The sequence below is a fragment of the Curtobacterium sp. MCSS17_016 genome (assembly GCF_003234255.2).
GTDB classification, from domain to species: Bacteria; Actinomycetota; Actinomycetes; order Actinomycetales; family Microbacteriaceae; genus Curtobacterium; species Curtobacterium flaccumfaciens.
Genome location: NZ_CP126254.1, coordinates 2,824,292 through 2,846,085, shown reverse-complemented (window position 1 = coordinate 2,846,085; position 21,794 = coordinate 2,824,292). Strand labels below are relative to the sequence as shown.

At 71.8% G+C, this 21,794-nt stretch carries 23 protein-coding genes; 16 read left to right on the top strand and 7 right to left on the bottom strand.

Annotated features, from left to right (window positions below; genetic code table 11):
* Positions 1-112: 112 nt before the first annotated feature.
* The 3 genes from DEJ19_RS13415 to DEJ19_RS13405 all read right to left on the bottom strand — a co-directional run bounded on the left by DEJ19_RS13415 (position 113) and on the right by DEJ19_RS13405 (position 3,462).
* Positions 113-1,042: an acetamidase/formamidase family protein gene (locus DEJ19_RS13415; protein ID WP_110865231.1), complete on the bottom strand. Its 930-nt coding sequence runs from the start codon at positions 1,040-1,042 to the stop codon at positions 113-115.
* A complete protein-coding gene (locus DEJ19_RS13410) occupies positions 1,039-2,445 on the bottom strand; it encodes an APC family permease (protein WP_111234030.1) in 1,407 nt (468 codons plus the stop codon). Before DEJ19_RS13410 ends, DEJ19_RS13415 begins: the two co-directional genes overlap by 4 nt.
* Positions 2,446-2,556: 111 nt before the next feature.
* Complete coding sequence (locus DEJ19_RS13405) at positions 2,557-3,462, bottom strand: proline iminopeptidase-family hydrolase (protein WP_258377400.1); 906 nt, start codon at positions 3,460-3,462, stop codon at positions 2,557-2,559.
* Positions 3,463-3,548: 86 nt separating this feature from the next.
* On the opposite strand from DEJ19_RS13405, the gene DEJ19_RS13400 reads away from it, so the two are divergent.
* Positions 3,549-4,280 (top strand): FadR/GntR family transcriptional regulator, encoded by a 732-nt coding sequence (locus tag DEJ19_RS13400; protein ID WP_110863481.1) that lies wholly within the window; start codon positions 3,549-3,551, stop codon positions 4,278-4,280.
* Positions 4,281-4,362: 82 nt separating this feature from the next.
* Here the strand turns inward: DEJ19_RS13400 and DEJ19_RS13395 are convergent, their stop codons facing one another.
* Positions 4,363-4,926 carry a VOC family protein gene (locus DEJ19_RS13395; RefSeq protein ID WP_035808811.1) on the bottom strand — a complete coding sequence of 188 codons (564 nt, stop codon included), beginning with the start codon at positions 4,924-4,926 and terminating at the stop codon, positions 4,363-4,365.
* 273 nt (positions 4,927-5,199) lie between these two features.
* Between DEJ19_RS13395 and DEJ19_RS13390 the strand changes: the two genes are divergently transcribed.
* The 6 genes from DEJ19_RS13390 (at position 5,200) to DEJ19_RS13365 (ending at position 12,445) form a co-directional block, all read left to right on the top strand.
* A complete protein-coding gene (locus DEJ19_RS13390) occupies positions 5,200-6,765 on the top strand; it encodes an NCS1 family nucleobase:cation symporter-1 (protein ID WP_111233237.1) in 1,566 nt (521 codons plus the stop codon).
* A 159-nt stretch (positions 6,766-6,924) separates the two neighbouring features.
* The gene (locus DEJ19_RS13385; protein WP_110863479.1) at positions 6,925-7,689 is read left to right on the top strand and encodes an aspartate/glutamate racemase family protein; all 765 of its coding nucleotides are present in this window, start codon (positions 6,925-6,927) and stop codon (positions 7,687-7,689) included.
* Entirely contained in the window at positions 7,686-9,062 is a 1,377-nt protein-coding gene (gene allB / locus DEJ19_RS13380; protein WP_220035315.1) for an allantoinase AllB, read from the top strand. Before DEJ19_RS13385 ends, allB begins: the two co-directional genes overlap by 4 nt.
* Positions 9,063-9,105: 43 nt before the next feature.
* Positions 9,106-10,359, top strand: a complete 1,254-nt coding sequence (locus DEJ19_RS13375; RefSeq protein WP_111095240.1) for a pyridoxal-phosphate-dependent aminotransferase family protein — start codon at positions 9,106-9,108, stop codon at positions 10,357-10,359.
* Complete coding sequence (locus DEJ19_RS13370; RefSeq protein WP_111233238.1) at positions 10,356-11,615, top strand: allantoate amidohydrolase; 1,260 nt, start codon at positions 10,356-10,358, stop codon at positions 11,613-11,615. The genes DEJ19_RS13375 and DEJ19_RS13370 overlap by 4 nt, the downstream gene beginning before the upstream one ends.
* Positions 11,612-12,445: a MurR/RpiR family transcriptional regulator gene (locus tag DEJ19_RS13365; RefSeq protein ID WP_111233239.1), complete on the top strand. Its 834-nt coding sequence runs from the start codon at positions 11,612-11,614 to the stop codon at positions 12,443-12,445. The genes DEJ19_RS13370 and DEJ19_RS13365 overlap by 4 nt, the downstream gene beginning before the upstream one ends.
* On the opposite strand, the gene DEJ19_RS13360 is transcribed toward DEJ19_RS13365, so the two are convergent.
* Positions 12,412-12,921, bottom strand: coding sequence for an SRPBCC family protein (locus DEJ19_RS13360; RefSeq protein WP_111233240.1), 510 nt, complete (start codon positions 12,919-12,921; stop codon positions 12,412-12,414). The two genes, DEJ19_RS13365 and DEJ19_RS13360, sit on opposite strands and share 34 nt — an antisense overlap.
* A 144-nt stretch (positions 12,922-13,065) precedes the next feature.
* On the opposite strand from DEJ19_RS13360, the gene DEJ19_RS13355 reads away from it, so the two are divergent.
* The 3 genes from DEJ19_RS13355 to epsC all read left to right on the top strand — a co-directional run bounded on the left by DEJ19_RS13355 (position 13,066) and on the right by epsC (position 15,910).
* Positions 13,066-14,103 carry a dipeptidase gene (locus DEJ19_RS13355; RefSeq protein ID WP_111029318.1) on the top strand — a complete coding sequence of 346 codons (1,038 nt, stop codon included), beginning with the start codon at positions 13,066-13,068 and terminating at the stop codon, positions 14,101-14,103.
* Positions 14,104-14,390: 287 nt separating this feature from the next.
* Complete coding sequence (gene cysK, locus DEJ19_RS13350) at positions 14,391-15,329, top strand: cysteine synthase A (protein ID WP_027466262.1); 939 nt, start codon at positions 14,391-14,393, stop codon at positions 15,327-15,329.
* Between the two features lie 20 nt (positions 15,330-15,349).
* Positions 15,350-15,910, top strand: a complete 561-nt coding sequence (gene epsC / locus DEJ19_RS13345; RefSeq protein ID WP_110863472.1) for a serine O-acetyltransferase EpsC — start codon at positions 15,350-15,352, stop codon at positions 15,908-15,910.
* Positions 15,911-16,051: 141 nt separating this feature from the next.
* Here the strand turns inward: epsC and DEJ19_RS13340 are convergent, their stop codons facing one another.
* Complete coding sequence (locus DEJ19_RS13340; protein WP_209049853.1) at positions 16,052-16,351, bottom strand: excalibur calcium-binding domain-containing protein; 300 nt, start codon at positions 16,349-16,351, stop codon at positions 16,052-16,054.
* A 141-nt stretch (positions 16,352-16,492) separates the two neighbouring features.
* Here DEJ19_RS13340 and DEJ19_RS13335 point away from each other — a divergent pair, with 141 nt between their 5' ends.
* On the top strand, positions 16,493-16,876 hold the full coding sequence (locus tag DEJ19_RS13335; RefSeq protein WP_110863470.1) for an MmcQ/YjbR family DNA-binding protein: 384 nt from the start codon (positions 16,493-16,495) through the stop codon (positions 16,874-16,876).
* Between the two features lie 33 nt (positions 16,877-16,909).
* Here the strand turns inward: DEJ19_RS13335 and DEJ19_RS13330 are convergent, their stop codons facing one another.
* Entirely contained in the window at positions 16,910-17,539 is a 630-nt protein-coding gene (locus tag DEJ19_RS13330; RefSeq protein WP_111233241.1) for an MOSC domain-containing protein, read from the bottom strand.
* Between the two features lie 195 nt (positions 17,540-17,734).
* On the opposite strand from DEJ19_RS13330, the gene DEJ19_RS13325 reads away from it, so the two are divergent.
* The 5 genes from DEJ19_RS13325 (at position 17,735) to DEJ19_RS13305 (ending at position 21,792) form a co-directional block, all read left to right on the top strand.
* Positions 17,735-18,571, top strand: a complete 837-nt coding sequence (locus DEJ19_RS13325; RefSeq protein WP_111046741.1) for an alpha/beta fold hydrolase — start codon at positions 17,735-17,737, stop codon at positions 18,569-18,571.
* A 205-nt stretch (positions 18,572-18,776) separates the two neighbouring features.
* Positions 18,777-19,331: an RNA polymerase sigma factor gene (locus tag DEJ19_RS13320; protein WP_110862500.1), complete on the top strand. Its 555-nt coding sequence runs from the start codon at positions 18,777-18,779 to the stop codon at positions 19,329-19,331.
* Positions 19,328-20,008 (top strand): Asp23/Gls24 family envelope stress response protein, encoded by a 681-nt coding sequence (locus tag DEJ19_RS13315; RefSeq protein ID WP_146243432.1) that lies wholly within the window; start codon positions 19,328-19,330, stop codon positions 20,006-20,008. The genes DEJ19_RS13320 and DEJ19_RS13315 overlap by 4 nt, the downstream gene beginning before the upstream one ends.
* On the top strand, positions 20,005-20,313 hold the full coding sequence (locus tag DEJ19_RS13310; RefSeq protein ID WP_111233242.1) for a hypothetical protein: 309 nt from the start codon (positions 20,005-20,007) through the stop codon (positions 20,311-20,313). Before DEJ19_RS13315 ends, DEJ19_RS13310 begins: the two co-directional genes overlap by 4 nt.
* A 219-nt stretch (positions 20,314-20,532) precedes the next feature.
* Positions 20,533-21,792 (top strand): NAD(P)/FAD-dependent oxidoreductase, encoded by a 1,260-nt coding sequence (locus tag DEJ19_RS13305; protein WP_111233243.1) that lies wholly within the window; start codon positions 20,533-20,535, stop codon positions 21,790-21,792.
* Positions 21,793-21,794 lie beyond the last annotated feature (2 nt).

The following is a 21,794-nucleotide window of genomic DNA, read 5'->3' as shown; positions in this document are numbered from 1 at the left end:
GGGCGGCGCGAGCTTCGTGAGTTTGGTGGGCTTCGTGAGCAGAAATGGTCGGGTCACCGTTCGGCACCCGACCATTTCTGCTCACGAAGGGCTCGTCACCCTCAGCGAACCCTCACAGCACCGCCTTCGGCACCCGGTGCAGGGTGACCGCACCGACGGCGGCGAAGGGGTGCAACGGATCCGGGGCGGTGGAGCCGGTCGGCCCGCCGAGCTTCGAGTCACCGACCGCGCTGAGCACCGCGTAGGCGTCCTCGGCGGTCCAGCCGTGCTCGTCGACCAGGAACGCGAAGGCATCCTCGTACCCGCGCCGGACGCTCTCCTGCACGGGGTCGCCGAGGCCGACGAACAGCCAGTCGTCGGCGGTCTCGATGCGGGGCGCGCGGAGCACCGGACCGCCCTTGACCAGGTCGACGGAGACGATCGCGGTGCCCTGGGCCTCGATGGCGACGAACGACGACTCGCCCTCGGCCATGAGCGCGTGGATGTCGCCGATCGACAGCAGCGCACCGGGGACCCGGACGGGCAGGGACACCGTCGAGCCGGGGCGGGCCTCGGTGACGTCCATGTTGCCGCCCTCCGGGTAGGCCGGCATGATCGTCGAGTTCTCGCCCTCGGCCGGCGCCGTGCCGATGCACCCGATCATCGGCCGGACGGGGAACCGGTGCCGGTCGGACACCTGCACCATGTCGTCCGAGATCGGGCAGCGGCGGGCGAAGACCCGGTCGCCCATCACGTGCTGCAGGGCCCCGGAGCCGGGCAGGGACACCGACCAGCCGTGCGTGGTCAGCTCGATGGCGTGGATGGTCACCACGAGGGTGTCGCCGGGTTCCGCCCCCTCGACGAACACCGGCCCGGTCACCGGGTTGATCGGTGCCTGCAGCTGCGCCATGTCGTGGTGCTGGTCGAGTTCGGCGTAGACGGCGTCGGTGGTCTCGAAGCCGATGGTCTCGCCGGTGCCGGGGCGGACCCGCAGCACGGGCTCCCGGTCGGCCGAGAACCCGGGGCGGCCGAGGGTGTTCGGCAGGAAGTGGTCCGGCGTCATCGTGCGTCCTCGGTCGTCGGTTCTGCTTCGGAGCCGACCTCGGTGGAACGGCCGGTGCGTCGGTAGTACAGGAACACGGCCGCGCCGACGATCAGCCAGATGATGCCGCCGACCTTCGCCTCGACCGCGGCGTTGAGCAGGACGTACCCGATGATCAGGAACCCGACCAGCGGCACGACCAGGTGCAGCAGCCAGTTGCGCGACTTCCCCTTGACCACGTGGTGCACGAAGACGGACACGTGCAGGAGCATGAAGCCGAAGAGCGCGCCGAAGTTCACGAGCGACGAGATCGTGTCGATCTGCCCGACGAAGAACAGCACCAGGATCGCGGAGAGCACCGAGACGACGATGATCGCGTTCTGCGGCACCTGGCGCCCGTTGAGCTTGTGCAGGAACGCGGGCAGCTGACGGTCGCGGCTCATCGAGAAGAGCAGACGGCTCGTCGCGGCCTGTGCGGCCATGGCGTTCGCGATGCCGACGGCGAGCACGTTGACGGCGAAGAACGCGGTCGCCCACCCGCTCGACGAAGCCTGCTCGACGATGGTGAAGAAGGCGTTGCCGGCCTCGCTGTCCGCGAACGAGTCCCGCCCCGCGGCCAGGGCGGACGCGAGCCAGGTCTGCAGGATGAACAGGAACGCCACGATCACGAGCGCCAGGATCATCGCCGTGCCGGCTCCGCCACGACGGCCGGTGGACTCCTCGGACAGCGTCGAGATGCCGTCGAAGCCCAGGAAGCTCAGCACCGCGATCGACAGGGCCGAGGCGATGAGCGGCGCCGACACCTTGGCCGGGTCCCAGATCTGCTCGGTGCTGAAGGACGCGTCGGGGATCGTCCCGCCGGTCAGCGCGACGATGGCGATGACGACGAAGATCGCGACGAAGACGAGCTCGATGAGCAGGAAGATGCGGTTCGCGAGCTTGAGCGAGGACACCCCGGCCAGGTTGATGACCGTGTTGATCGCGACGAACACGAGCGCCCACAGCCAGCGGGGCGTGCCCGGGAAGATGCCGACCATGCTCTCCGCGGCGAACACGTAGAGCAGCGTCGGGACGAGCAGGTAGTCGAGCAGGATCGCCCAGCCGGCGAAGAACCCGGCGGTGGGGTGGATGCCGCGGCCGACGTACGAGAACACGCTGCCGGCGAGGGGGATCGACTTCGCCATCTGCGCGTAGGCCAGGGCGGTGAAGATCATCGCGACGAGGCCGACGAGGTACACCAGCGGCACCATGCCGCTGGAGGCGTTGTAGACGGTCCCGAAGATCGCCCACGGGGCGATCGGGACCATGAAGACCAGGCCGTAGATGAGCAGGTCGGTGGTGGAGACGGAGCGCTTGAGCTCCTGCTTGTAGCCGTAGGCCTCGAGCTGCTGCTGTGCGGAGAGCTCGCTGTGCTGCTGCGACATGTCGGGTTCCGTTTCGGGTGGAGGGACGGGTGCGGCGGTGGGGGTGGGGACTGCTTGCCTGGAGGCGCGGGGCGGGCCCGCCACGCGCCTCCAGGCAAGGTGGTGGCCGGGTCAGGCGTCGTCGTGCGCGGCCAGGAAGGCCGCGACGACCCGGCGGAACTCCGCCGGCTGTTCCAGGTGCGAGCAGTGGCTCGCACCGGGGAGGACGTGCTGCCGGACGTCGGCGATCCGCTCGACGAACGGCGCCCACGTGGCGGGGGTGGCCTCGTCGTGCTCGCCGGCGACGACGAGCGTCGGCACGGCGACGCGGTCGAGCCGGTCGGCGATGGTCCAGTCACGCATCGTGCCGATGACGTGGAACTCGTTCGGGCCGTTCATCGTGTGGTAGACCGTCGGCTCGCGCTCCATCTGCTCCTCGGAGTCGACGAAGTCCTGCGGCATCGGGACCACGCGGCAGACGTGCCGCTCGTAGAAGACCTGCGTCGCCGCCAGGTACTCGGGGTCGTCGACGGTGCCGGCCGTCTCGTGCCGGGTCAGGGCGTCCTGCACGTCGGCGGGCAGCTGCGCGCGGAGCTCGGCGGCGCCGTCGACCCAGAGCTGCATCGACGCGGGGGAGTTGCAGATCGCCAGCGACCGGAGCCCCGCGGGCTGCTGCACCGCGATCTCGGCGCCGAGCATGCCGCCCCACGACTGCCCGAGCACGTGGTGGTCGCCGAGCCCGAGGTGCTCGACCAGGGCGGCGTACTCGTCGACGAACAGCTGCGGCTGCCAGGTGTCGACCGGCGCGTCCGGGCGGTGGCTGCTCCGGCCGCAGCCGAACTGGTCGTGGTGGACGACGGTCCGGCCGGTCTCGTCGGCCAGGGCCGCGAGGTTCCGGAGGTAGTCGTGGGCCATGCCGGGCCCGCCGTGCAGGACGACGAGGGGCAGCGCGCCCGCGACCGGGGTGTCGGGCGTGGTGACCCGGTACCAGGTCTCGCCGTCGCGGAACGGCATCGTGGATTCGGTGATGCTGGACATGGGGGTCAGCATGGAGCGGAAAAAGGTCCCACGCAATACCTTTTCTGCTGCCTTAACGTGGTCGTAACACCGCGAAGGGGGTCCGTGTGTCCGATCGTACGACCGAGACGCGCGTCGACGAGGTCGAGGACCGCCTCGTGACCGCCGTCGCCGTGGGCGAGTACCTGCCCGGCGCGAACCTGCCGCCGGAACGCGAACTGGCCGGCCTGCTCGGCGTCGCCCGGGTCACCGTGCGCGGTGCGATCGCGCGGCTCGTCGAACGGGGGCTGCTCGAGACCCGTCGAGGCCGGGGCGGCGGCACGTTCGTCCGCACCGAGTGGCCGGACAGCTCATCGGACGCCGTCGGACGGGTGCTGCTCGCCCGGTGGGAGGCGATCCAGGACACCGCCGACGCCATCGCGCTGCTGCACGGGGCGCTCGCGACGGCCGCCGCGGAACGGGTCACCCCGGACGACGCCGCCCTGATCCGTGCACGGCTCGAGGTGTTCCGCGACGCCACCTCGGGGCTCGAGAAGCAGCAGGCCGACGCCGTGCTGCACCGGACGATCATCGACGCCGCGCGGAACGACGCCCTGCGGACGGCGCTCGCCGGGTTGGAGGCGCAGATCTCCATCGCCGCTCCGGCGCACCTGTGGGGCACGGCCGAGGGCATGGCGGAGATGGAGACCCGCGCGCTCCACGAGCACGAACTGCTGGTGGACGCGGTGTGTTCGGGGCGGGCGCCCGAGGCGGGCGTGATCGCCCGGCAGCACGTCGGGATCGACGTCGAACTGCTCGAACGGGCCGTACGGCGGACGGGGCAGGTGCCCCGCCACTGAGGGACGGTCTGGCGATCTGGCGGTCGGTGTGGTGGTTTCCTGGTCGATCGGTCGATCGGTCGGTCGGTGCGGCGGTCGGTCGTCAGTGCACGGCGGGTGCCGGCACCGGGTAGACGTCGTCCGGCATCGGCCACGGCGCCCACTTCGGCCGCGGCGCGTACACCAGGTACGGCTGCGGCGTCGGGTAGCTGACGAGCTCGAGCGTCGACCCCCACGGTGTGCGCGTGTAGACGAACCGGTTGCCGGCCCCTGCCTCGTCACCACGCAGGTCGCGCGGGTCGGAGTTCCGGGTGCCGCCGGCAGCCTCGACCCGGGCGAGCGTCTCGTCCAGGTCGTCGGCGTACATCGCCAGGTGCTGCCATCCCAGGTCGGACGGGTGTGCGGCGTTCCGCTGCTCGGGCCCCAGGTACTCGAACAGCTCGAGCCCCGGCCCCTCCGGCAGCGCGAGCATCCGCATGGCCCCCTGCGCCATGGTGCTCGGGATGCCGAGGTAGCCGTGCGCCTCGGAACTGCTGTTCGGCGTCTCGTCACGACGCCGCATGTCGTACAGGACGACGGCGTCGAACGCCGCCTCGAAGAACTGCGTGGCTGCGTCGATGTCCGGCACCGTGACGCCCACGTGGTCGATCCTGATTCCCCTGCTCATGGTCGATTCGTACCACCGGCGGTCACCACCGCTCGGGTCGGGGCGGGGTCCGTGCGGGGTCGGTGCCCATCGATGCGGCAAGCCGCACCGCGGCTCCGCGCGCGGCACCGGGAGCGGTCGGCGCCGGTCTCGACCACCGTCCCGGAACGGTCGTTCCAGGACGGGGTGCGGGACACGCGACCGTTACACGAGGGAAACGGCGGGGGCGAAGTCGCTCCGTAGCTTCGTGCTCAAGCACGCACCGCCCCGCTTCCCACTCCCTCGGAGGACGCCATGGCTACCGACATCGCGACACCAGTCGCCGCGCCCCACGCCCCCACCACGACCGCCGCTCCCGCCCCAGCGGGTGCCGGTGTCGTCAAGCCCGGGTACGACCCGGCGCTCACGAACGAGGACCTCGCCCCGCTGCGCGAGCAGCGCTGGACGAGCTACAACTTCTTCGCCTTCTGGATGTCCGACGTGCACTCGGTCGGCGGCTACGTCACCGCCGGGTCGCTCTTCGCCCTCGGGATCGCGAGCTGGCAGGTGCTCATCGCCCTGGTGGTCGGCATCCTCATCGTGCAGGTCTTCGCCAACCTGGTCGCGAAGCCGTCGCAGCGCACCGGTGTGCCGTACCCGGTGATCAACCGCGCGGTGTTCGGGGTGCTCGGCGCGAACGTCCCCGCCATCATCCGCGGCCTCATCGCGATGGCCTGGTACGGCGTGCAGACCTTCCTCGCCGCCCAGTCGCTGAACATCATCTTCCTCAAGTTCATCCCGGCGTCGGCGGGGCTGCTCGACCACTCGTTCCTCGGGCTGTCGGCCCTGGGGTGGATCTCGTACGCGATCCTCTGGGTGGCGCAGGGCGCGCTGTTCTGGATGGGCATGGAGGCGATCAAGCGGTTCATCGACTGGGCCGGACCGGCCGTCTACGTGGTGATGATCGTGCTCGCGGTCTACCTGGTCAGCCAGGCGGGCATCGGCAACATCTCGTTCACCCTGTCGGCCGGCGAGCCGCTGTCCTTCGGGGCGTCGATCCCGGTGATGCTGTCGGCGGTCGCCCTGGTGGTCAGCTACTTCTCGGGCCCGATGCTGAACTTCGGGGACTTCTCGCGCTACGGCCGGTCGTTCCGTGCGGTCAAGCGCGGCAACTTCTGGGGGCTGCCGATCAACTTCCTGTTCTTCTCGGTCCTGACGGTGCTCTGCGCCAGTGCGACGGTGCCGGTGTTCGGCAAGCTCATCACCGACCCGATCGAGACCGTGCAGGCCATCGGAGCACCCTTCGCGATCCTGCTCGGTGGCCTGACCTTCGTCACGGCGACCGTCGGCATCAACATCGTCGCGAACTTCATCAGCCCCGCGTTCGACTTCTCGAACGTGGCACCCCGGAAGATCTCGTGGCGGGCCGGTGGCATGATCGCCGCGGTCGGCTCCGTGCTCCTCACCCCGTGGAACTGGTACGGCAACGACCAGGCGATCCTGTACACGCTCGGGGTGCTCGGTGCGCTGATCGGCCCGCTGTTCGGGATCCTCATCGCGGGCTACTACATCGTCGGCAAGCAGCGCATCGCGATCGACGACATGTACTCCACGAGCCGTACCGCCCGGTACTGGTACCGCGGCGGGTTCAACCCGAACGCCATCTGGACCCTCGTGGTCACCGGCGCGGTCTCGGTGGCGAGCGCGGTCCTGCCCCCGGCACTCGATGTGCTGCCGTGGCTGTCGAGCTACAGCTGGTTCATCGGGTGCGGCCTGGGCCTCGTCGTCTTCTGGGCGCTCGAGCGTGTCCGGCCGAGCATGCCCGTGCTCGACGCGGACGACCCTTCGGTCGACGACGGCGCGGCCGTCGGTCGCGCCTGACCCCCGGCGTCGCGGCTCGCCCTCCACAGGGCGGGTCGCGGCGCTCGGTCGTCCACAGATCCACACCACGGCCGGGAGGCCCGCCCCGCCCCCGCCACGATGGTCACCACCCAGCACCACCGGTTCCACCGCTCCACTCGCTCCACCGGAAGGACCCCGATGCGCATCCGCGTCGTCAACCCCAACACCACCGCGTCGATGACGCGGGCGATCGGCATCGCGGCCCAGGCCGTCGCCGCGCCCGGCACGCTGGTCGAAGCGGTCGAACCCTCGATGGGGCCGGCCTCGATCGAGAGCCACTACGAAGAAGCCCTGGCCGTGCCCGGGCTGCTCGAGCAGATCGCCCGCGGTGAGCAGGACGGGGTGGACGCCTTCGTCGTCGCCTGCTTCGGGGATCCGGGGCTCGACGCTGCGCGGGAGCTCGCGACGGTGCCGGTGATCGGGATCGCCGAGGCCGGGTTCCACGCCGCCGCGATGCTCGGCCGCCGGTTCGGTGTCGTCACCACCCTGGCGCGGACGACCGGCCGCGCCCACGAGCTCGCCCAGCGCTACGGCTTCGCCCCGCTCGTCACGGAGATCCGGGCGTGCGAGGTCCCGGTGCTCGAGCTCGACGACCCCGAGTCCGGTGCACGGGCGCTCGTGATCGAGGAGTGCCGAGCGGTCATGGACGGGGGAGCCGATGCCGTCGTGCTCGGGTGCGCGGGCATGGCCGACTTCTGCGCCGAGGTCTCGCTGGCCATCGGGGCACCGGTCGTCGACGGCGTCGCGGCAGCCACGGTCCTGGCGGAGTCGCTCGTCCGGCTCGGGTTGTCCACGGGCAAGCGCGGCGAGTACGCCCTGCCGCCGGTGAAGGCGATGTCGGGGCTGCTGGCGGGCTTCGAACGCCACCCGGCGGCGGTTGCGACGGCCGGGGCGGGCGCGTGACGGGCCTCCCGGCGGGCGACACGGCAGACCTGGTCGTCCGCGCGCAGCGAGCCTGGGTCGACGGGGCGTTCCGCCCGGCTGCGGTCGTCGTCCACGACGGCCGGGTCACCGGCGTCCTGCCCGTCGACGCGGTCGTCGACGCCGTGCAGGACCACACCGTGCCGGCCGGGCAGGTGCTGCTCCCCGGACTCGTCGACACGCACGTGCACGTCAACGAGCCCGGCCGCACCGAGTGGGAGGGCTTCGCGTCAGCGACCCGTGCCGCAGCGATGGGCGGGGTCACCACGATCGTGGACATGCCGCTCAACTCCATCCCCGCGACGACCACGGTCGAGGCGCTCGCCGTCAAACGTGCGAGTGCCGAGGGTCGGGTGACGGTCGACGTCGGGTTCTGGGGCGGCGCGGTCCCCGCGAGTCTCGGCTCGCTCGACGCCCTGCACGATGCCGGCGTCTTCGGGTTCAAGTGCTTCACGGCGCCGAGCGGTGTCGACGAGTTCCCGCACCTCGACCCCGAGCAGCTCCGAGCCGCGATCGCCGAGGTCGCCCGGATCGACGCCCTGCTGATCGTGCACGCCGAGGACCCGGAGCACCTCGTGCCGCACCGTGCGCTCGGCGGCCGGTACGCCGACTTCCTGGCCACCCGGCCCGTCGCCGCCGAACGGTCCGCGATCGCGCAGGTCATCGACGGCGCGCGGGCGACCGGGGCGCGGGTGCACGTGCTGCACCTGTCCGACGCGGGCGCGCTGTCGATGCTCCGCGCGGCGAAGGACGACGGCGTCCGGATCACGGTCGAGACCTGCCCGCACTACCTGTCGTTCGAGGCGGGCACGATCCCGGACGGCGCGACCGCCTACAAGTGCTGCCCACCGATCCGCGACGACGCCAACCGCGACGTGCTGTGGGCCGGTGTGCTCGACGGCACGATCGACCTCGTCGTGTCGGACCACTCGCCCTCCACCGCCGATCTGAAGACCGACGACTGGGGCCTGGCCTGGGGCGGGGTCGCCGGCCTGCAGGTCGGGTTCCGGGCGGTGTGGACCGAGGCCGAGCGTCGCGGGATCCCGCTCGAGGCGCTGCTCCCGCTGTTCACGACCGGTCCGGCCGCCCTGGTCGGGCTGCGCGACCGCGGGGTGATCGCTCCCGGTGCCCTGGCGCACTTCGCCGTGTTCGACCCGTCCGCCGAGTCCGTCGTCGACGTCGCCGGGCTCGAGCACCGCAACCCGGTGTCCGCATTCGACGGGCTCTGCGTGCGCGGCAGCGTCACCGAGACCTGGCTCCGCGGCCGTCGCATCGCCACGGCGGACGGCGGCGTGGTCGGCGTCGAGGGGCAGCTGGCCGGACGGCCCGTGCTCGCCGCGGAAACACTCCTGTAACGATCGTTCCGGTATCGTCGGATCAGGAACGGAAGGAACCACCATGCTCCCAGTGAACCCACCCGCCCGTCTCCTCATGGGGCCCGGCCCGATCGACGCCGACCCGCGCGTGCTCCGTGCCCTGTCGACGCCGCTCGTCGGCCAGTACGACCCCTGGATGACCTCGACGATGAACGAGACGCAGGCGCTCTACCGCCGCGTGTTCGGCACCCGCAACGACGCGACGCTGCTCGTGGACGGCACCTCGCGTGCGGGGATCGAAGCGGTGCTGGTGTCACTGCTCGCCCCGGGTGACCGCGTGCTCGTGCCGGTGTTCGGTCGGTTCGGGCACCTGCTCGCCGAGATCGCCGGCCGTGCCGGGGCCGAGGTCCACACCATCGAGACCGACTGGGGTCAGGTATTCACGCCGTCCGCGATCGAGTCGGCCATCGCCCGCGTCCGTCCGAAGGTGCTGGCGGTCGTGCAGGGCGACACCTCGACCACGATGAACCAGCCGCTCGACGAGCTCGGTGCGATCTGCGAGCGGTACGGCGTCCTGCTCTACACCGACGCCACGGCGACGGTCGGCGGCAACCCGCTCGAGGTCGACGCCTGGGGGATCGACGCCGTGAGCGCCGGGCTGCAGAAGTGCCTCGGCGGCCCGTCCGGCAGCGCACCCGTCACGCTGTCGCCGAAGGCCGTGGCCGTGCTCGACGAGCGGCGGAGCGTCGAGGCCGGCATCCGGGAACCCGGTGACGACGTCGCCGACGAACCGATCCGCTCGAACTACCTCGACCTCGCGATGATCCTCGACTACTGGGGCCCCCGCCGCCTGAACCACCACACCGAGGCCGCTTCGATGCTCTACGCCGCGCACGAGTGCGCCCGCATCCTGCTCGAGGAAGGCCGCGACGCCGTCGTCGCCCGCCACGAGACCGCCGGGCGCGCAATGCTCGCCGGGGTGCAGGCCCTCGGGCTCCCGGTCTTCGGCGACGTCGCCCGCAAGATGCACAACGTCGTCGCCGTCGAGATCCCGTCCGACGTCGTCGGCGACCAGGTGCGCGGCGCGATGCTCGACGACCACGGGATCGAGATCGGCACCTCGTTCGGGCCGCTGCACGGTCGGGTCTGGCGCATCGGCACGATGGGCTACAACGCCCGGAAGGACACCGTGGTCACGACCCTGGCCGCGCTCGAGCACACCCTGCGCCGGGCCGGGCACGCGGTCCCGCACGGCGGTGGTGTCGATGCGGCCCTCGACGTCTTCCGCGACGACACCGCCGCGGTCGCTCCCGCCGGGGCCGAGGTGCTCGCGTGAGCGCCGTGCCCGTCCTGAACGCCACCGCCGTGGGCACCGCCGACGCCGAACTCGTCGCCCGCTGGTGCGACGAGCTCGCCGCCCTCAGCGCCGAACCGGGCCGGATCACCCGCGTCTACCTGTCGCCCGAGCACGCCCGGGCGAACGCCCTCGTCGCGGGCTGGATGCAGGACGCCGGACTGTCCACCTGGCAGGACGCCGCCGGCAACCTGCACGGCCGGGCCGCGGGTGCGACGCCCGACGCCCCCGTGCTGCTGCTCGGCTCGCACCTGGACACCGTGGTGGACGCCGGACGGTACGACGGCGTCGTCGGGGTGCTCATGGCCATCCGCACCGCCGCCCGGCTCACCGCGGACGGTCCGCTGCCCGTCGCGCTCGAGGTCATCGCGTTCTCCGACGAAGAGGGCACGCGCTTCGGCAAGGCCCTGCTCGGGTCGTCCGCGGTGGCCGGGGTCTGGGACGACGCCTGGTGGGACCTGACCGACGGTGACGGCGTCACGCTCCGGCAGGCCTTCACCGACTTCGGCCTCGACCCGGAGCGCGTTGGCGACGCCGCGCTCGACCCGGCGTCGGTGGTCGGCTACCTCGAGGCGCACATCGAGCAGGGGCCGCACCTCGAACAGGCCGGGCAGGCCCTCGGGGTCGTCACGAGCATCGCGAGTGCTCGCCGGTTCTCGGTCGAGGCCGTGGGAGAGGCCCGGCACGCCGGCGGCACCCCCTACGAGCGCCGGCACGACGCCCTGCTCGCCGCCGCCGAGGCCGCGCTCGCGGTGGAACGGATCTGCCGGGCATCGCACCAGGTCGGCACCGTCGGCACGATGACCGTCGAACCCGGAGCCGTCAACGTCGTCCCCGGGCTCGCACGGTTCTCCGTCGACCTGCGCGGCGAGTTCGACGACGAGCGCGACGAGGTCTGGGACGAACTCACCAAGGCCTTCACGCTCATCGGTGAACGACGCGGGGTGAGCGTCACCCCGACCGAGGTGCACCGCGCACCCGCGGTGTTCTGCTCGCCCCGCCTGATGGACGCCGTCCGCGCCGGGATCGTCTCGACGGGCGAGACCGCGCCGATGGAGCTGTTCTCACGAGCCGGCCACGACGCGATGTCACTCGGGCTCGTGACCGACGTGGCGATGCTGTTCCTCCGCAACCCCGACGGCATCAGTCACCACCCCGACGAGTTCGTGTCGACGCCGGACATCGCCCTCGGCCTCGACGCCCTGGCCGTCGCCGTCGACCGGGTGGCCCGCGCATGAGCACCGCCGGCCCCGACGTCCGCGCCCGGATCGACTCCGTGTGGGAGCAGCTCTCGCCCGCCGAACGTCGGGTCGCCGCGATGGTCCGCCACGACCCGGAACTCCTGCTCGTCGGCACCTCCGCCGAACTCGCGGCCGAGTCCGGCACCTCGAAGGCCACGGTCTCGCGACTCGTGCGGTCGCTGGGGTTCCAGGACGCCGCCGAGGTCCGGCAGAACCTGATGTCCGCACGGGGTTCGGGCCTGCCGTGGGTCGCCGAGGACGCCGCCCACGTCGACCAGCGCGCGGTCGAGGCGCGCAACCTCGACGCGGCCTTCGCGTCCCTCGGCCGAGCGGATCGCCCGCGCCTGGCCCGTCGGATCGTCCGTGCCCGCCGCGTGCTCGTCCTCGGTGAACGCGGCGCGTACCCGATCGCGCTGCAGCTGCGGTCCCAGCTGGCGCAGGTGCGGTCCGACGTCCGGGTCGGTCCGTCGCCCGGGCAGCGACTCGGCGAAGAGGTCGCCGACCTCGACCGGCACGACCTCGTGATCCTGGTGACCGTGCGTCGGCACACCGCCGGGGTCGAACGGATCGTCCGGCACTGCGTCGACTCCGGGGCGGACGTCGTCGTCCTCGGCGACCCGACGGCCGCGGTCATCGCCGCTCCCGCCGCCACCGCGATCCTCTGCCCGGTCGACTCACCGTCGGCGTTCGACTCGATGGCCGCGCTGTTCGCCGTCGTCGCCGCGATCACGAACGACGTCTACGACGCCTCGGGCCCGGGTGGCCGGGTGCGAGTCGACGCCGTCGCCGCCGCCTACGACGCGCTGGGGGAGCTCGCTGCGCCCTGATCGCCGTCGGATTCGGCGCGCTGCTCGGCACGCAGTTCGGCGGCGAGCGAGGCGTTGCGGTCGGCGATGAGCCGCGGCATGTACCGGGCCAGCGCGAGCACCTCGGCAAGGCGGCCCAGCGGGCCGAGCGGTGCGCGGAACGTGATGGTGTCGACCATGCGCGTGCCGCCGGCCGACGGCTCGAACCGGTGCTCGTGGTGGAACCGGGCGAACGGCCCACGCACCTGTTCGTCGACGAACCGGTGCGGCGCCTCCAGGGCGGTGATCCTGCTCGTCATCCGCCAGACGATCCCGAAGTGCCGCGCACGCCAGGTGACGGTCTCGCCCAGGCCGATCATGCCGGCCGTCGTGCCGGCGACGGCGCGTTCGTCGGTCGCGGCCATCGATCGCTCGTGCGCGCCGATGTCGAGCGACAGCGCGAAGGCGCGTTCCGGCGGAACCGGCAGGTCCGTCACGACCCGGAACGAGACGGTCACGACATCGGCCAGACCGTCGCGGCGGACCGATCGTCGTCGGCGTCGCCGAGGTCGGGGGCCGAGAGCACCAGTCGCTCGGTGCGGAGGGTGACGGGCTGCACGGTTGGAGCCTAGCCATGACGGCGTGGGCGGTAGCGTCGGGGGATGACGTTCGACGCGCTCCCGTTCCCGGTCATCGACGGCCACAACGACCTGCCGTGGGAGCGTCGTGACAGCCACGACTCCGGTGTCGAGGGCATCGACACCGAGACCGACTCGCTGCACACCGACATCCCGAAGCTCCGTGCCGGCGGCGTCGTCGGGCAGTTCTGGTCGGTGTTCGTGCCCGCGGACGACCCGGACCCCGTGACGACGACGCTGCAGCAGGTCGACCTCGCGCACCGGATCATCGAGCGCTACCCCGACGACCTCGCGCTCGCCCGCACCGCCGCCGAGGTCCGTGCCGCCGTCGACTCCGGCCGGATCGCGTCGCTGCTGGGCGCCGAGGGCGGGCACTCGATCGGTGACGACCTCGCGGTCCTCCGCACCCTCGCGCGGCTCGGCGTCCGCTACATGACGCTCACCCACAACGACGACACCCCCTGGGCAGACTCCGCGACCGGGGAGCGGGCGCACGGCGGCCTGACCGACCGCGGGCGGCAGATCGTCGCCGAGATGGAGCGGATCGGCATGCTCGTCGACCTGTCCCACACCGCCCCGGAAACCATGCGGGACACCCTCGACGTGGCGACCCGACCCGTCGTGTTCAGCCACTCGTCCACCGTCGCGATCGACGACCACCCGCGGAACGTGCCCGACGACGTGCTCGCCCGGTTGGCCGACAACGGTGGCGTCGTGATGATCACCTTCGTGCCGAAGTTCGTGTCGCGAGCATGGGCGGACTGGGAGGAGTCGGGCATGTCCGGCGAACCGCCCCTGGTCACGGTGTCGGACGTCGCCGACCACGTCGAGCACGCCCGCGACGTCGCCGGTGTGGCGCACCTGGGCCTCGGCGGCGACTACGACGGCACCCCGGTGCTGCCGCCGGACCTGCGGGACGTGTCGCGGTACCCGGTGCTCGCGGCGGAGCTCGTCCGGCGCGGCTGGGGCGAGCCGGACCTGCGGGCGCTGGCCGGCGGCAACGTGCTGCGGGTGCTCGAGGCGACTGACGAGCGGTTCGCCCGGACGGCGTTCGTGCGCTGACGCGGTGGGGCGAGCCGCGAAAGCGACTCTCCTCGGCGCTGGTCGTGCTCACTCCCGCGAAAGCGACAGGTGTCCGCAAACCTTCCGCGGGCATCTGTCGCTTTCGCGGTGGGTTCGCGGAGGCGTGGCCCGAGGAAGCGGCAATTGGTCCACAGCGTGTGGACCAATTGCCGGGCGCGCACGCGCCGTCACGGACAGGACCGCCTGGGGTCCGGTCGCTAGGATCGGGCGCACACCGCGCCTCCAGGAAGAGCGATGCGCGACCTGAGCTGCGAAGGACGGACCGGATGAGCGGCACCATCTACGAGAACATCTCCCAGGCGTTCGGCAACACCCCCCTCGTCAAGCTGAACCGGCTGCCGAAGGCGGGCGGAGCCGAGGTGCTCGCGAAGCTCGAGTTCTACAACCCGGGCGCCAGCGTCAAGGACCGTCTGGGCGTCGCGATCATCGACGCAGCCGAGGCCTCCGGTGCGCTGCAGGCCGGTGGCACCATCGTCGAGGGCTCGTCCGGCAACACCGGCATCGCCCTCGCGCTGGTCGGCGCTGCTCGCGGGTACCGGGTCGTCATCACGATGCCCGAGACCATGAGTGTCGAGCGCCGTGCGGTCATCCGTGCGTACGGTGCCGAGATCGTCCTGACCCCCGGGCCCGAGGGCATGAAGGGCGCGGTCGCCAAGGCCGAGTCGATCGTCGCGGAGACCCCCGGCGCCATCCTCGCCCACCAGTTCGAGACGGCTGCGAACGCCGAGATCCACCGGAAGACCACGGCGGAGGAGATCCTCCGCGACACCGAGGAGCACGTCGACGTGTTCGTCGCGGGGGTCGGCACCGGCGGCACGATCACCGGTGTCGGGCAGGTGCTCAAGGAGCGCGTACCCGGCGTGCAGATCGTCGCCGTCGAGCCGAAGGACTCGCCGCTGCTCACCGAGGGCAAGGCCGGTCCGCACAAGATCCAGGGCATCGGCGCGAACTTCGTGCCCGAGGTCCTCGACCAGAGCGTCATCGACGAGGTGTTCGACGTCGAGCTCGACGACGCGCTCCGGGTCGCCCGTGCCCTGGCGACGCAGGAGGGCATCCTGTCCGGCATCTCGTCCGGCGCGATCATCCACGCGGCCCTCGAGATCGCCGCACGCCCCGAGAACGCCGGCAAGCGGATCGTCGCCATCGTGTGCGACACCGGAGAGCGCTACCTGTCGACGGTGCTCTTCGAGGGGCTCACTGCGTGAGTCGTCCTCTTCGACGAGGCGTGCTGCGGACCATCCGGGAGGACCTGTCCGCAGCACGCCGCGGTGACCCCGCTGCCCGCGGCGACCTGGAGAACGCGATCGTCTACTCAGGGTTGCACGCCATCTGGACGTACCGGGTGACCCACCGTCTCTGGAACGCGCAGGGGCTGCCCGGGTCCCGGTTCGCGGCCCGCCTGCTCGGGCAGGTCGCACGGTCGGTCACCGGCATCGAGATCCACCCCGGCGCGCGCATCGGCCGTCGGTTCTTCATCGACCACGGCATGGGCGTCGTGATCGGCGAGACCTCGGTCATCGGTGACGACGTGCTCGTGTTCCACGGCGTCACCCTGGGCGGACGCGGCGGAGACCACGGGCCGGGAGCCCGACGGCACCCGGTGGTGGGGGACCGCGTGGTGCTCGGCGCCGGGTCGTCGCTGATCGGGGCGATCACGATCGGGCCGGACTCCGTCGTCGGTGCCAACACGGTGGTCACGAAGGACGTGCCGGCGGGGTCGGTCGTCACGGGCGTCGCGGGGACTCCACGTCCCCGGTCCGGGCACGAGGGCGTCCCGACGCTCTGAGCGCGTCGCACCGCGCCGCCCGCGCACGCCGGGGCGCACCGGGCACGCAGAACACCGGTGTTCGCGCATCGCACCCAGGCGTGCGGGTGTTCAGGACGCGAACACCGGTGTCTTGCCGGTGTCACCGAGCGAGCGGGAGCGTCAGCTCTTCTCGCAGGCGATGCCGTCCTTGTCGCGGTCGAGCTTGGTGTTCGCCTTGTACAGGGCGTCGTCCTTCTTCACCGTGCCCTTGAGCGCACGGTAGGTGGTCTTGCCGCCGGAGACGACCTTGTTCTTCGTGACGGACTTCTTGGCGATGCCGCCGGAGTACACCTTGTGCACCGCGGTGCAGTTGGCGTAGGACTTCGGCGCGGCCTGCGCGGTCGAGGTCCCGCCGACGACGACGGTGGTCGCGAGGACGGCGGTGGCGGCGGCGATGCCGAGGGTACGGATGATGCGCACGGGTTCCCCCTGGAACTGGTGGTGATCGCGCGAGCGACCGCCGCGTCGGGTGCGCGGCGTGGTGATCCTACGACGTGATCGACACTCACGACCTGCCCCCGAACGGGGTGCGCTGTCGGCGGCCTGCGGCATCCTGGTCACATGGACGGCGAGCAGCTGCACGACATCGCGAGCCGCACGGCGCTGGCGTTGCCGGCGGCCGTCGAGACCCAGCCGTTCGGCGAGGGCTCGGTGGTCTACAAGGTCGTCGGCAAGATGTTCGTGATGGTCACCGAGGTGCGTGGGACCCCGATCGTGAACCTCAAGTGCGCGCCGCCGCACGGGGCAGCGCTCGTGCGTGACCACGACGAGATCACGCCCGGGTGGCACATGAACAAGCGGCACTGGATCACGCTGACGCCGGGCGACGGCATCGACGAGACCCTGGTCGAGGACCTCGTGGCGAACGCCTACGACCTGGTCGTCGCCGGGTTGCCCGTGGCGAAGCGTCCGATCGACCCCTCGCGCGGCGTGCTGCCGAGCTGATCGGGCCCGACTGGCCCGACGGGCCCGACCGGCTCAGGCCCGCGCCGCGACCTTCGACAGGTCGTGGAAGACCTTCGGTGCCAGCCGTTCGCCCGACTCGAGCACGGCCCGTGCTCGATCGGGCGCCAGGTCGCCGAAGATCTCGCCGATGGTCACCCCGTGTTCCGGCCGGTGGATCACCTCGACGGGGTCACCCGCGGCGACCGAACCGGACTTGACCACGCGGAAGTACGCCCCGGGCCGCCCCTCGTCGGCGAACCGCTTCACCCACCCGTCGATCCCCATGCGCCGGGCGAAGGTGCCGCAGGGTGTGCGGGGGACCGTCACCTCGAGCACGAGGGTGTCGCCGATCCGCCAGCGTTCCCCGGTCACGGCCCCGGTGACGTCGATGCCGCTGGTGCGGAGGTTCTCGCCGAACAGGCCGGGCGGGACCTCGCGCTCGAGCAGGTCGGCGAAGTACGCGGCGTCCTCGTCGGCGTAGGCGTACACGGCCTGGTCCACACCGCCGTGGTACTTGCGGTTCGCCTGCACGTCGGCGCGCAGGCCGAGCGGCCGGACCCGGACGCTGCCGGTGACCGGGCGCTTGTCGATGGCGGTGACGCCGATGATGCCGGAGTCGGGCAGCAGGCGGTCGACGCGGCAGACGGCGGTGACGAGCGACATGGGATCAACTCTGGTGCACACACGCCCCCGCACCAAGCCGGGCCCGGCCCGGCCCGGCCCGGCCGGATCGGGATGAATGACCCAAGCGGTCGCCGGAGCGCCGGTCCTACGGTGAAGGGGCTTCGGTCTCCCGCCGAACGGGAGGCAGCGGCCAGTCCGCGTCACATGTGGAGCAGAAACTCACGGAGGTTCACGATGGCGTTCGTCACCACGAGCGATGGTGCAGAGATCTTCTACAAGGACTGGGGGCCGCGCGACGCGCAGCCGATCGTCTTCCACCACGGATGGCCCCTGTCGTCGGACGACTGGGACGCGCAGATGCTGTTCTTCCTGGGCAAGGGCTACCGGGTGATCGCGCACGACCGCCGCGGGCACGGGCGTTCGTCGCAGATCGGCACCGGTCACGACATGGACCACTACGCGAGCGACACGGATGCCGTCGTGCAGCACCTCGACCTGCAGAACGCGGTCCACATCGGGCACTCCACCGGTGGTGGCCAGGTCGCACGGTACGTCGCGCAGTACGGCGAGCCCCAGGGCCGCGTCGCGAAGGCCGTCCTGGTCTCGTCGGTGCCCCCGATCATGCTGCAGAGCGACACCAACCCGGAGGGCACGCCGATCTCGGTGCTCGACGGGTTCCGGAGCGCCCTCGCCGCGAACCGCGCCGAGTTCTTCCAGGCCGTCGCCGAGGGTCCGTTCTACGGGTTCAACCGTCCCGGCGTGGAGGTCTCCGCCCCGGTGGTCGCGAACTGGTGGCGCCAGGGGATGACGGGCAGCGCCCTGGCCCACTACGAGGGCATCAAGGCGTTCTCGGAGACGGACCAGACCGAGGACCTCAAGGCGATCTCCGTCCCGGTCCTCGTCACGCAGGGCGACGACGACCAGGTCGTGCCGTACAAGGCGGCCTCGCTCAAGCAGGCCGAGCTGCTCAGCAACGCCACGCTCAAGATCTACGAGGGCTACCCGCACGGGATGCTGACGACCCACGCGGACGTCATCAACCCCGACCTGCTCGCCTTCATCCAGCAGTAGGACGAGCCGACCGGCAGGAGGACGAGCCGACCAGCAGGAGGGCGAGCCGACACGCACGACGTCAGGGGCGCGCACCGGAACCGTCCGGTGTGCGCCCTTCGGTGTGTGACGAACGCGGTGCGGGATGCGTCCCACCAGTACCCGTCCGACGACGGTGGACGGACGCACCCAGCCGTTCACCATCCACCACCAGTAGAAGGAACGCGTGCACCACCAGTCCCTCGCCGAGCTCGACGACGCGGTCCTCGCCGGCCGGTCGTCCGACGGCGACGTCCGGGCCTTCGAGGTCCTGATCCGTCGCCACACCCCGCTGCTCCGCGCCTACGCCCGTCGGACCCTCGGTTCCACCGACGAACTCGACGACGTCGTGCAGGAGACCTTCATCACCGCGTGGGACCGCCTCGACTCCCTCGAGGACCTCGCGCGCGTGAAGTCGTGGTTGATGCGCATCCTCAGCCGGAAGTGCCTCGACCGGATCCGCGCACGCCGCATCCACGACGACGTCACCGAGCTCGAGGTCGCCGCGCCCGCCGACGACGCACCCGACCGGGTCGCCGAGGCGCGCTCCCGCGAGGACGCGGTCGAACGTGCGCTGGCCGAACTGCCCGAAGCCCAACGACGGTGCTGGATCATGAAGGAGGTGCTCGAGTACCGGTACGACGAGATCGCCGCCGAACTCGACCTGCCACCCTCGACGGTCCGGGGACTGCTGTCCCGAGCGAGGAAGAACATGATCCGACTCATGGAGGGATGGCGATGACCGACCACGACGGCATCCGACCGGACCTGCCCGACAGCCCCGAGGCACTCGACGCCCTCGAACCGGGTGACCTCGACGGCCACTCGATCGACGAACTCGCCGACTACCTCGACGCAGGCATGCAGCCGGCGGACCCGAGCATCGACGACTCGCCCGCCTGCCAGAACGCCCTGGCCGCGATCATCCGCGTCCGCCACGCATCGCTCCGCTCGCTCGAGGCGGCCGCCCGCGACGAGGCCCCGGCCGACGAGTCCTGGATCAGCGGCGTCCTGGCGAACATCTCGATCGAGTCCCGCTCCGGACGTGACGTCCCGCTCCGTCCCCTGTCCGAGACCGAGCGCCCCGTGATGACCGAGGGCGCCATCCGGTCCCTCATCCGCCGCACCGGCGACGAGGTCCCCGGGGTCCTGGTGGCCCGCTGCCAGCTGGACGGTGACGTCACCGAACTCGCGTCCCCGATCCGGGTCGCCGTCGAGATCGCGATCGCCGCCGGTCCGTCGATCCCCGCGACCGCCGAGCTGGTCCGCACCGCCGTGGCCGGTGCCCTGGCCGAGCAGACCGACCTGCTCGTCGAGGCGATCGACGTCGTCGTCCGCGACCTGCTGCCGGACCCCGAGCCCGGCACCGACGAAACAGGCGCCGACGAGCCCGGCACCGACCCGGAGGAGGCCCGATGAGCACCACCGACGAGACCCTCGCCACGATCGAGGCCGCCGTCCTCGAGGTCCCCGGGGTCACCGACCTGTACCGCTCCCGCCCGACGGTCGCGAGCGCCGTGCAGGCGGTCCGCAGCATCGCCACGAGCACCGGACCGCTCCGGATCGTCGTCGACGACGACGCCCTGCGCGTCGTCATCGGCACCGACGGCTTCCGCCCGGCCCCCGACGTCGCCCGCGCCGTCCACGACGTCGCCCTGGCGACCGCCGCGGCGCACGGCCTGGCGCTCAGCCGCGTCGACGTGCGCGTCGCGCGGGTGGGCTGACCGCGACCACCGATCGGACGGGAGGCCCGTGGCGACGCCGCCACGGGCCTCCCGTCCGCCGTGCGCGCCGCTGATCCCGCCCGGCGCGACCCGACGCCGCCTCCGGTGCCGAAGGAGACCCTCGCAGGACCACGTGCAGCGCGCCGGCAGTCCGTAGCGTGCTCGTGAGGGAGCGGCAGCAGTTCCGCACCGATCGTCGTCGCACTGACCGGAGGAGCCATGGAGACCGACGCCGCCGTGCTCCCGTCCCGTCGCGTCCGCGTGTACGGACGGCCGTTCGACGCGGACTCCTACGCCCTGCGGGACTTCCTGTCGCGCTCCGTGGTGCAGTTCGACTGGTTCCCGGTCGACGTCGACGGGGTCGGGGGCGCCGACCGGGTCGATCCGTCGCGGCTCCCGCTCGTCGTGTTCCCCGACGGCACGGAACTGGTCGCACCCACGCTGCGCGAGGTCGCCGACCGGCTCGGGTGGATCCACGCACCACGACGCCAGGAGTACGACCTGTCCATCTACGGCGCCGGTCCCGCCGGGCTGTCCGCGGCCGTGTACGCCGCCTCCGAAGGGCTCGACGTCGTGCTGCTCGAGCGGGACGCCGTGGGCGGGCAGGCCGGGTCGAGCAGCCTCATCGAGAACTACCTGGGGTTCCCCGAGGGGATCGCCGGAGCGGACCTCGCCGAGCGCGCCCGGGAACAGGCCGTCCGGTTCGGCGCCGAACTCCTGGTGATGCGCGAGGGCGTGCGCGGGGTCTTCCACGACGGCCGCATCCACGCCGACCTCGCCGACGGCGGCCACGTCGTCGCCCGTGCGAACATCTGCGCGACCGGTGTCGAGTGGCGTCGGCTCGGGCTGCAGCGCGAGCAGGAGCTGCTCGGCTGCGGTGTCTACTACGGTGCCGGGACGAGCGAGGCCGACGGCTGCGCCGGCGAACAGGTCTTCGTGGTCGGCGGGGCGAACTCGGCTGGCCAGGCGGCGATGAACCTGTCCCGTTCCGCGGCGCACGTCACGATGCTCGTCCGGGGAGCGTCACTGTCCGCCACCATGTCGGAGTACCTGAGCGCCAGGATCGCGGACGCGCCGAACGTCACGGTCCGGACGGGCTGCCGGGTCTCGGCGCTGCACGGGGACACCCGACTCGAGTCGATCGAGGTGACCGACGGCGACGGGGCCACGGTGTCGCTGCCGGCCACGCGGTTGTTCATCTGCATCGGCGGACGACCGGACACGAGCTGGGCCGAACAGACGCCCATGGTCCGCGACCGGCTCGGGTACCTGGTCACCGGCCCGGACCTGGACGCCGTCGACGGCTCGCTCGACCAGTGGCCGCTCGAGCGGCGTCCCTTCTGGCTCGAGACGAACGTGCCGGGGTCCTTCGCCGCCGGGGACGTCCGCGCCGGGTCCGTCAAGCGCGTCGCCGCAGCGGTCGGCGAGGGCGCCATGGCCGTGACCTTCGTCCACCGCCACCTGGCGACGAGCGACTGACC

Excerpts from the sequence above, each read along its gene's own strand:
- DEJ19_RS13365 (WP_111233239.1), top strand. The coding sequence starts at position 11,612 with ATGAGCACCGCCGGCCCCGACGTCCGCGCCCGGATCGACTCCGTGTGG.
- DEJ19_RS13330 (WP_111233241.1), bottom strand. The coding sequence starts at position 17,539 with ATGTCGCTCGTCACCGCCGTCTGCCGCGTCGACCGCCTGCTGCCCGAC.
- DEJ19_RS13410 (WP_111234030.1), bottom strand. The coding sequence starts at position 2,445 with ATGTCGCAGCAGCACAGCGAGCTCTCCGCACAGCAGCAGCTCGAGGCC.
- cysK (WP_027466262.1), top strand. The coding sequence starts at position 14,391 with ATGAGCGGCACCATCTACGAGAACATCTCCCAGGCGTTCGGCAACACC.
- DEJ19_RS13325 (WP_111046741.1), top strand. The coding sequence starts at position 17,735 with ATGGCGTTCGTCACCACGAGCGATGGTGCAGAGATCTTCTACAAGGAC.
- DEJ19_RS13355 (WP_111029318.1), top strand. The coding sequence starts at position 13,066 with ATGACGTTCGACGCGCTCCCGTTCCCGGTCATCGACGGCCACAACGAC.
- DEJ19_RS13310 (WP_111233242.1), top strand. The coding sequence starts at position 20,005 with ATGAGCACCACCGACGAGACCCTCGCCACGATCGAGGCCGCCGTCCTC.
- DEJ19_RS13415 (WP_110865231.1), bottom strand. The coding sequence starts at position 1,042 with ATGACGCCGGACCACTTCCTGCCGAACACCCTCGGCCGCCCCGGGTTC.
- DEJ19_RS13385 (WP_110863479.1), top strand. The coding sequence starts at position 6,925 with ATGCGCATCCGCGTCGTCAACCCCAACACCACCGCGTCGATGACGCGG.
- DEJ19_RS13395 (WP_035808811.1), bottom strand. The coding sequence starts at position 4,926 with ATGAGCAGGGGAATCAGGATCGACCACGTGGGCGTCACGGTGCCGGAC.
- DEJ19_RS13335 (WP_110863470.1), top strand. The coding sequence starts at position 16,493 with ATGGACGGCGAGCAGCTGCACGACATCGCGAGCCGCACGGCGCTGGCG.
- DEJ19_RS13315 (WP_146243432.1), top strand. The coding sequence starts at position 19,328 with ATGACCGACCACGACGGCATCCGACCGGACCTGCCCGACAGCCCCGAG.
- DEJ19_RS13305 (WP_111233243.1), top strand. The coding sequence starts at position 20,533 with ATGGAGACCGACGCCGCCGTGCTCCCGTCCCGTCGCGTCCGCGTGTAC.
- DEJ19_RS13405 (WP_258377400.1), bottom strand. The coding sequence starts at position 3,462 with ATGTCCAGCATCACCGAATCCACGATGCCGTTCCGCGACGGCGAGACC.
- DEJ19_RS13390 (WP_111233237.1), top strand. The coding sequence starts at position 5,200 with ATGGCTACCGACATCGCGACACCAGTCGCCGCGCCCCACGCCCCCACC.
- DEJ19_RS13375 (WP_111095240.1), top strand. The coding sequence starts at position 9,106 with ATGCTCCCAGTGAACCCACCCGCCCGTCTCCTCATGGGGCCCGGCCCG.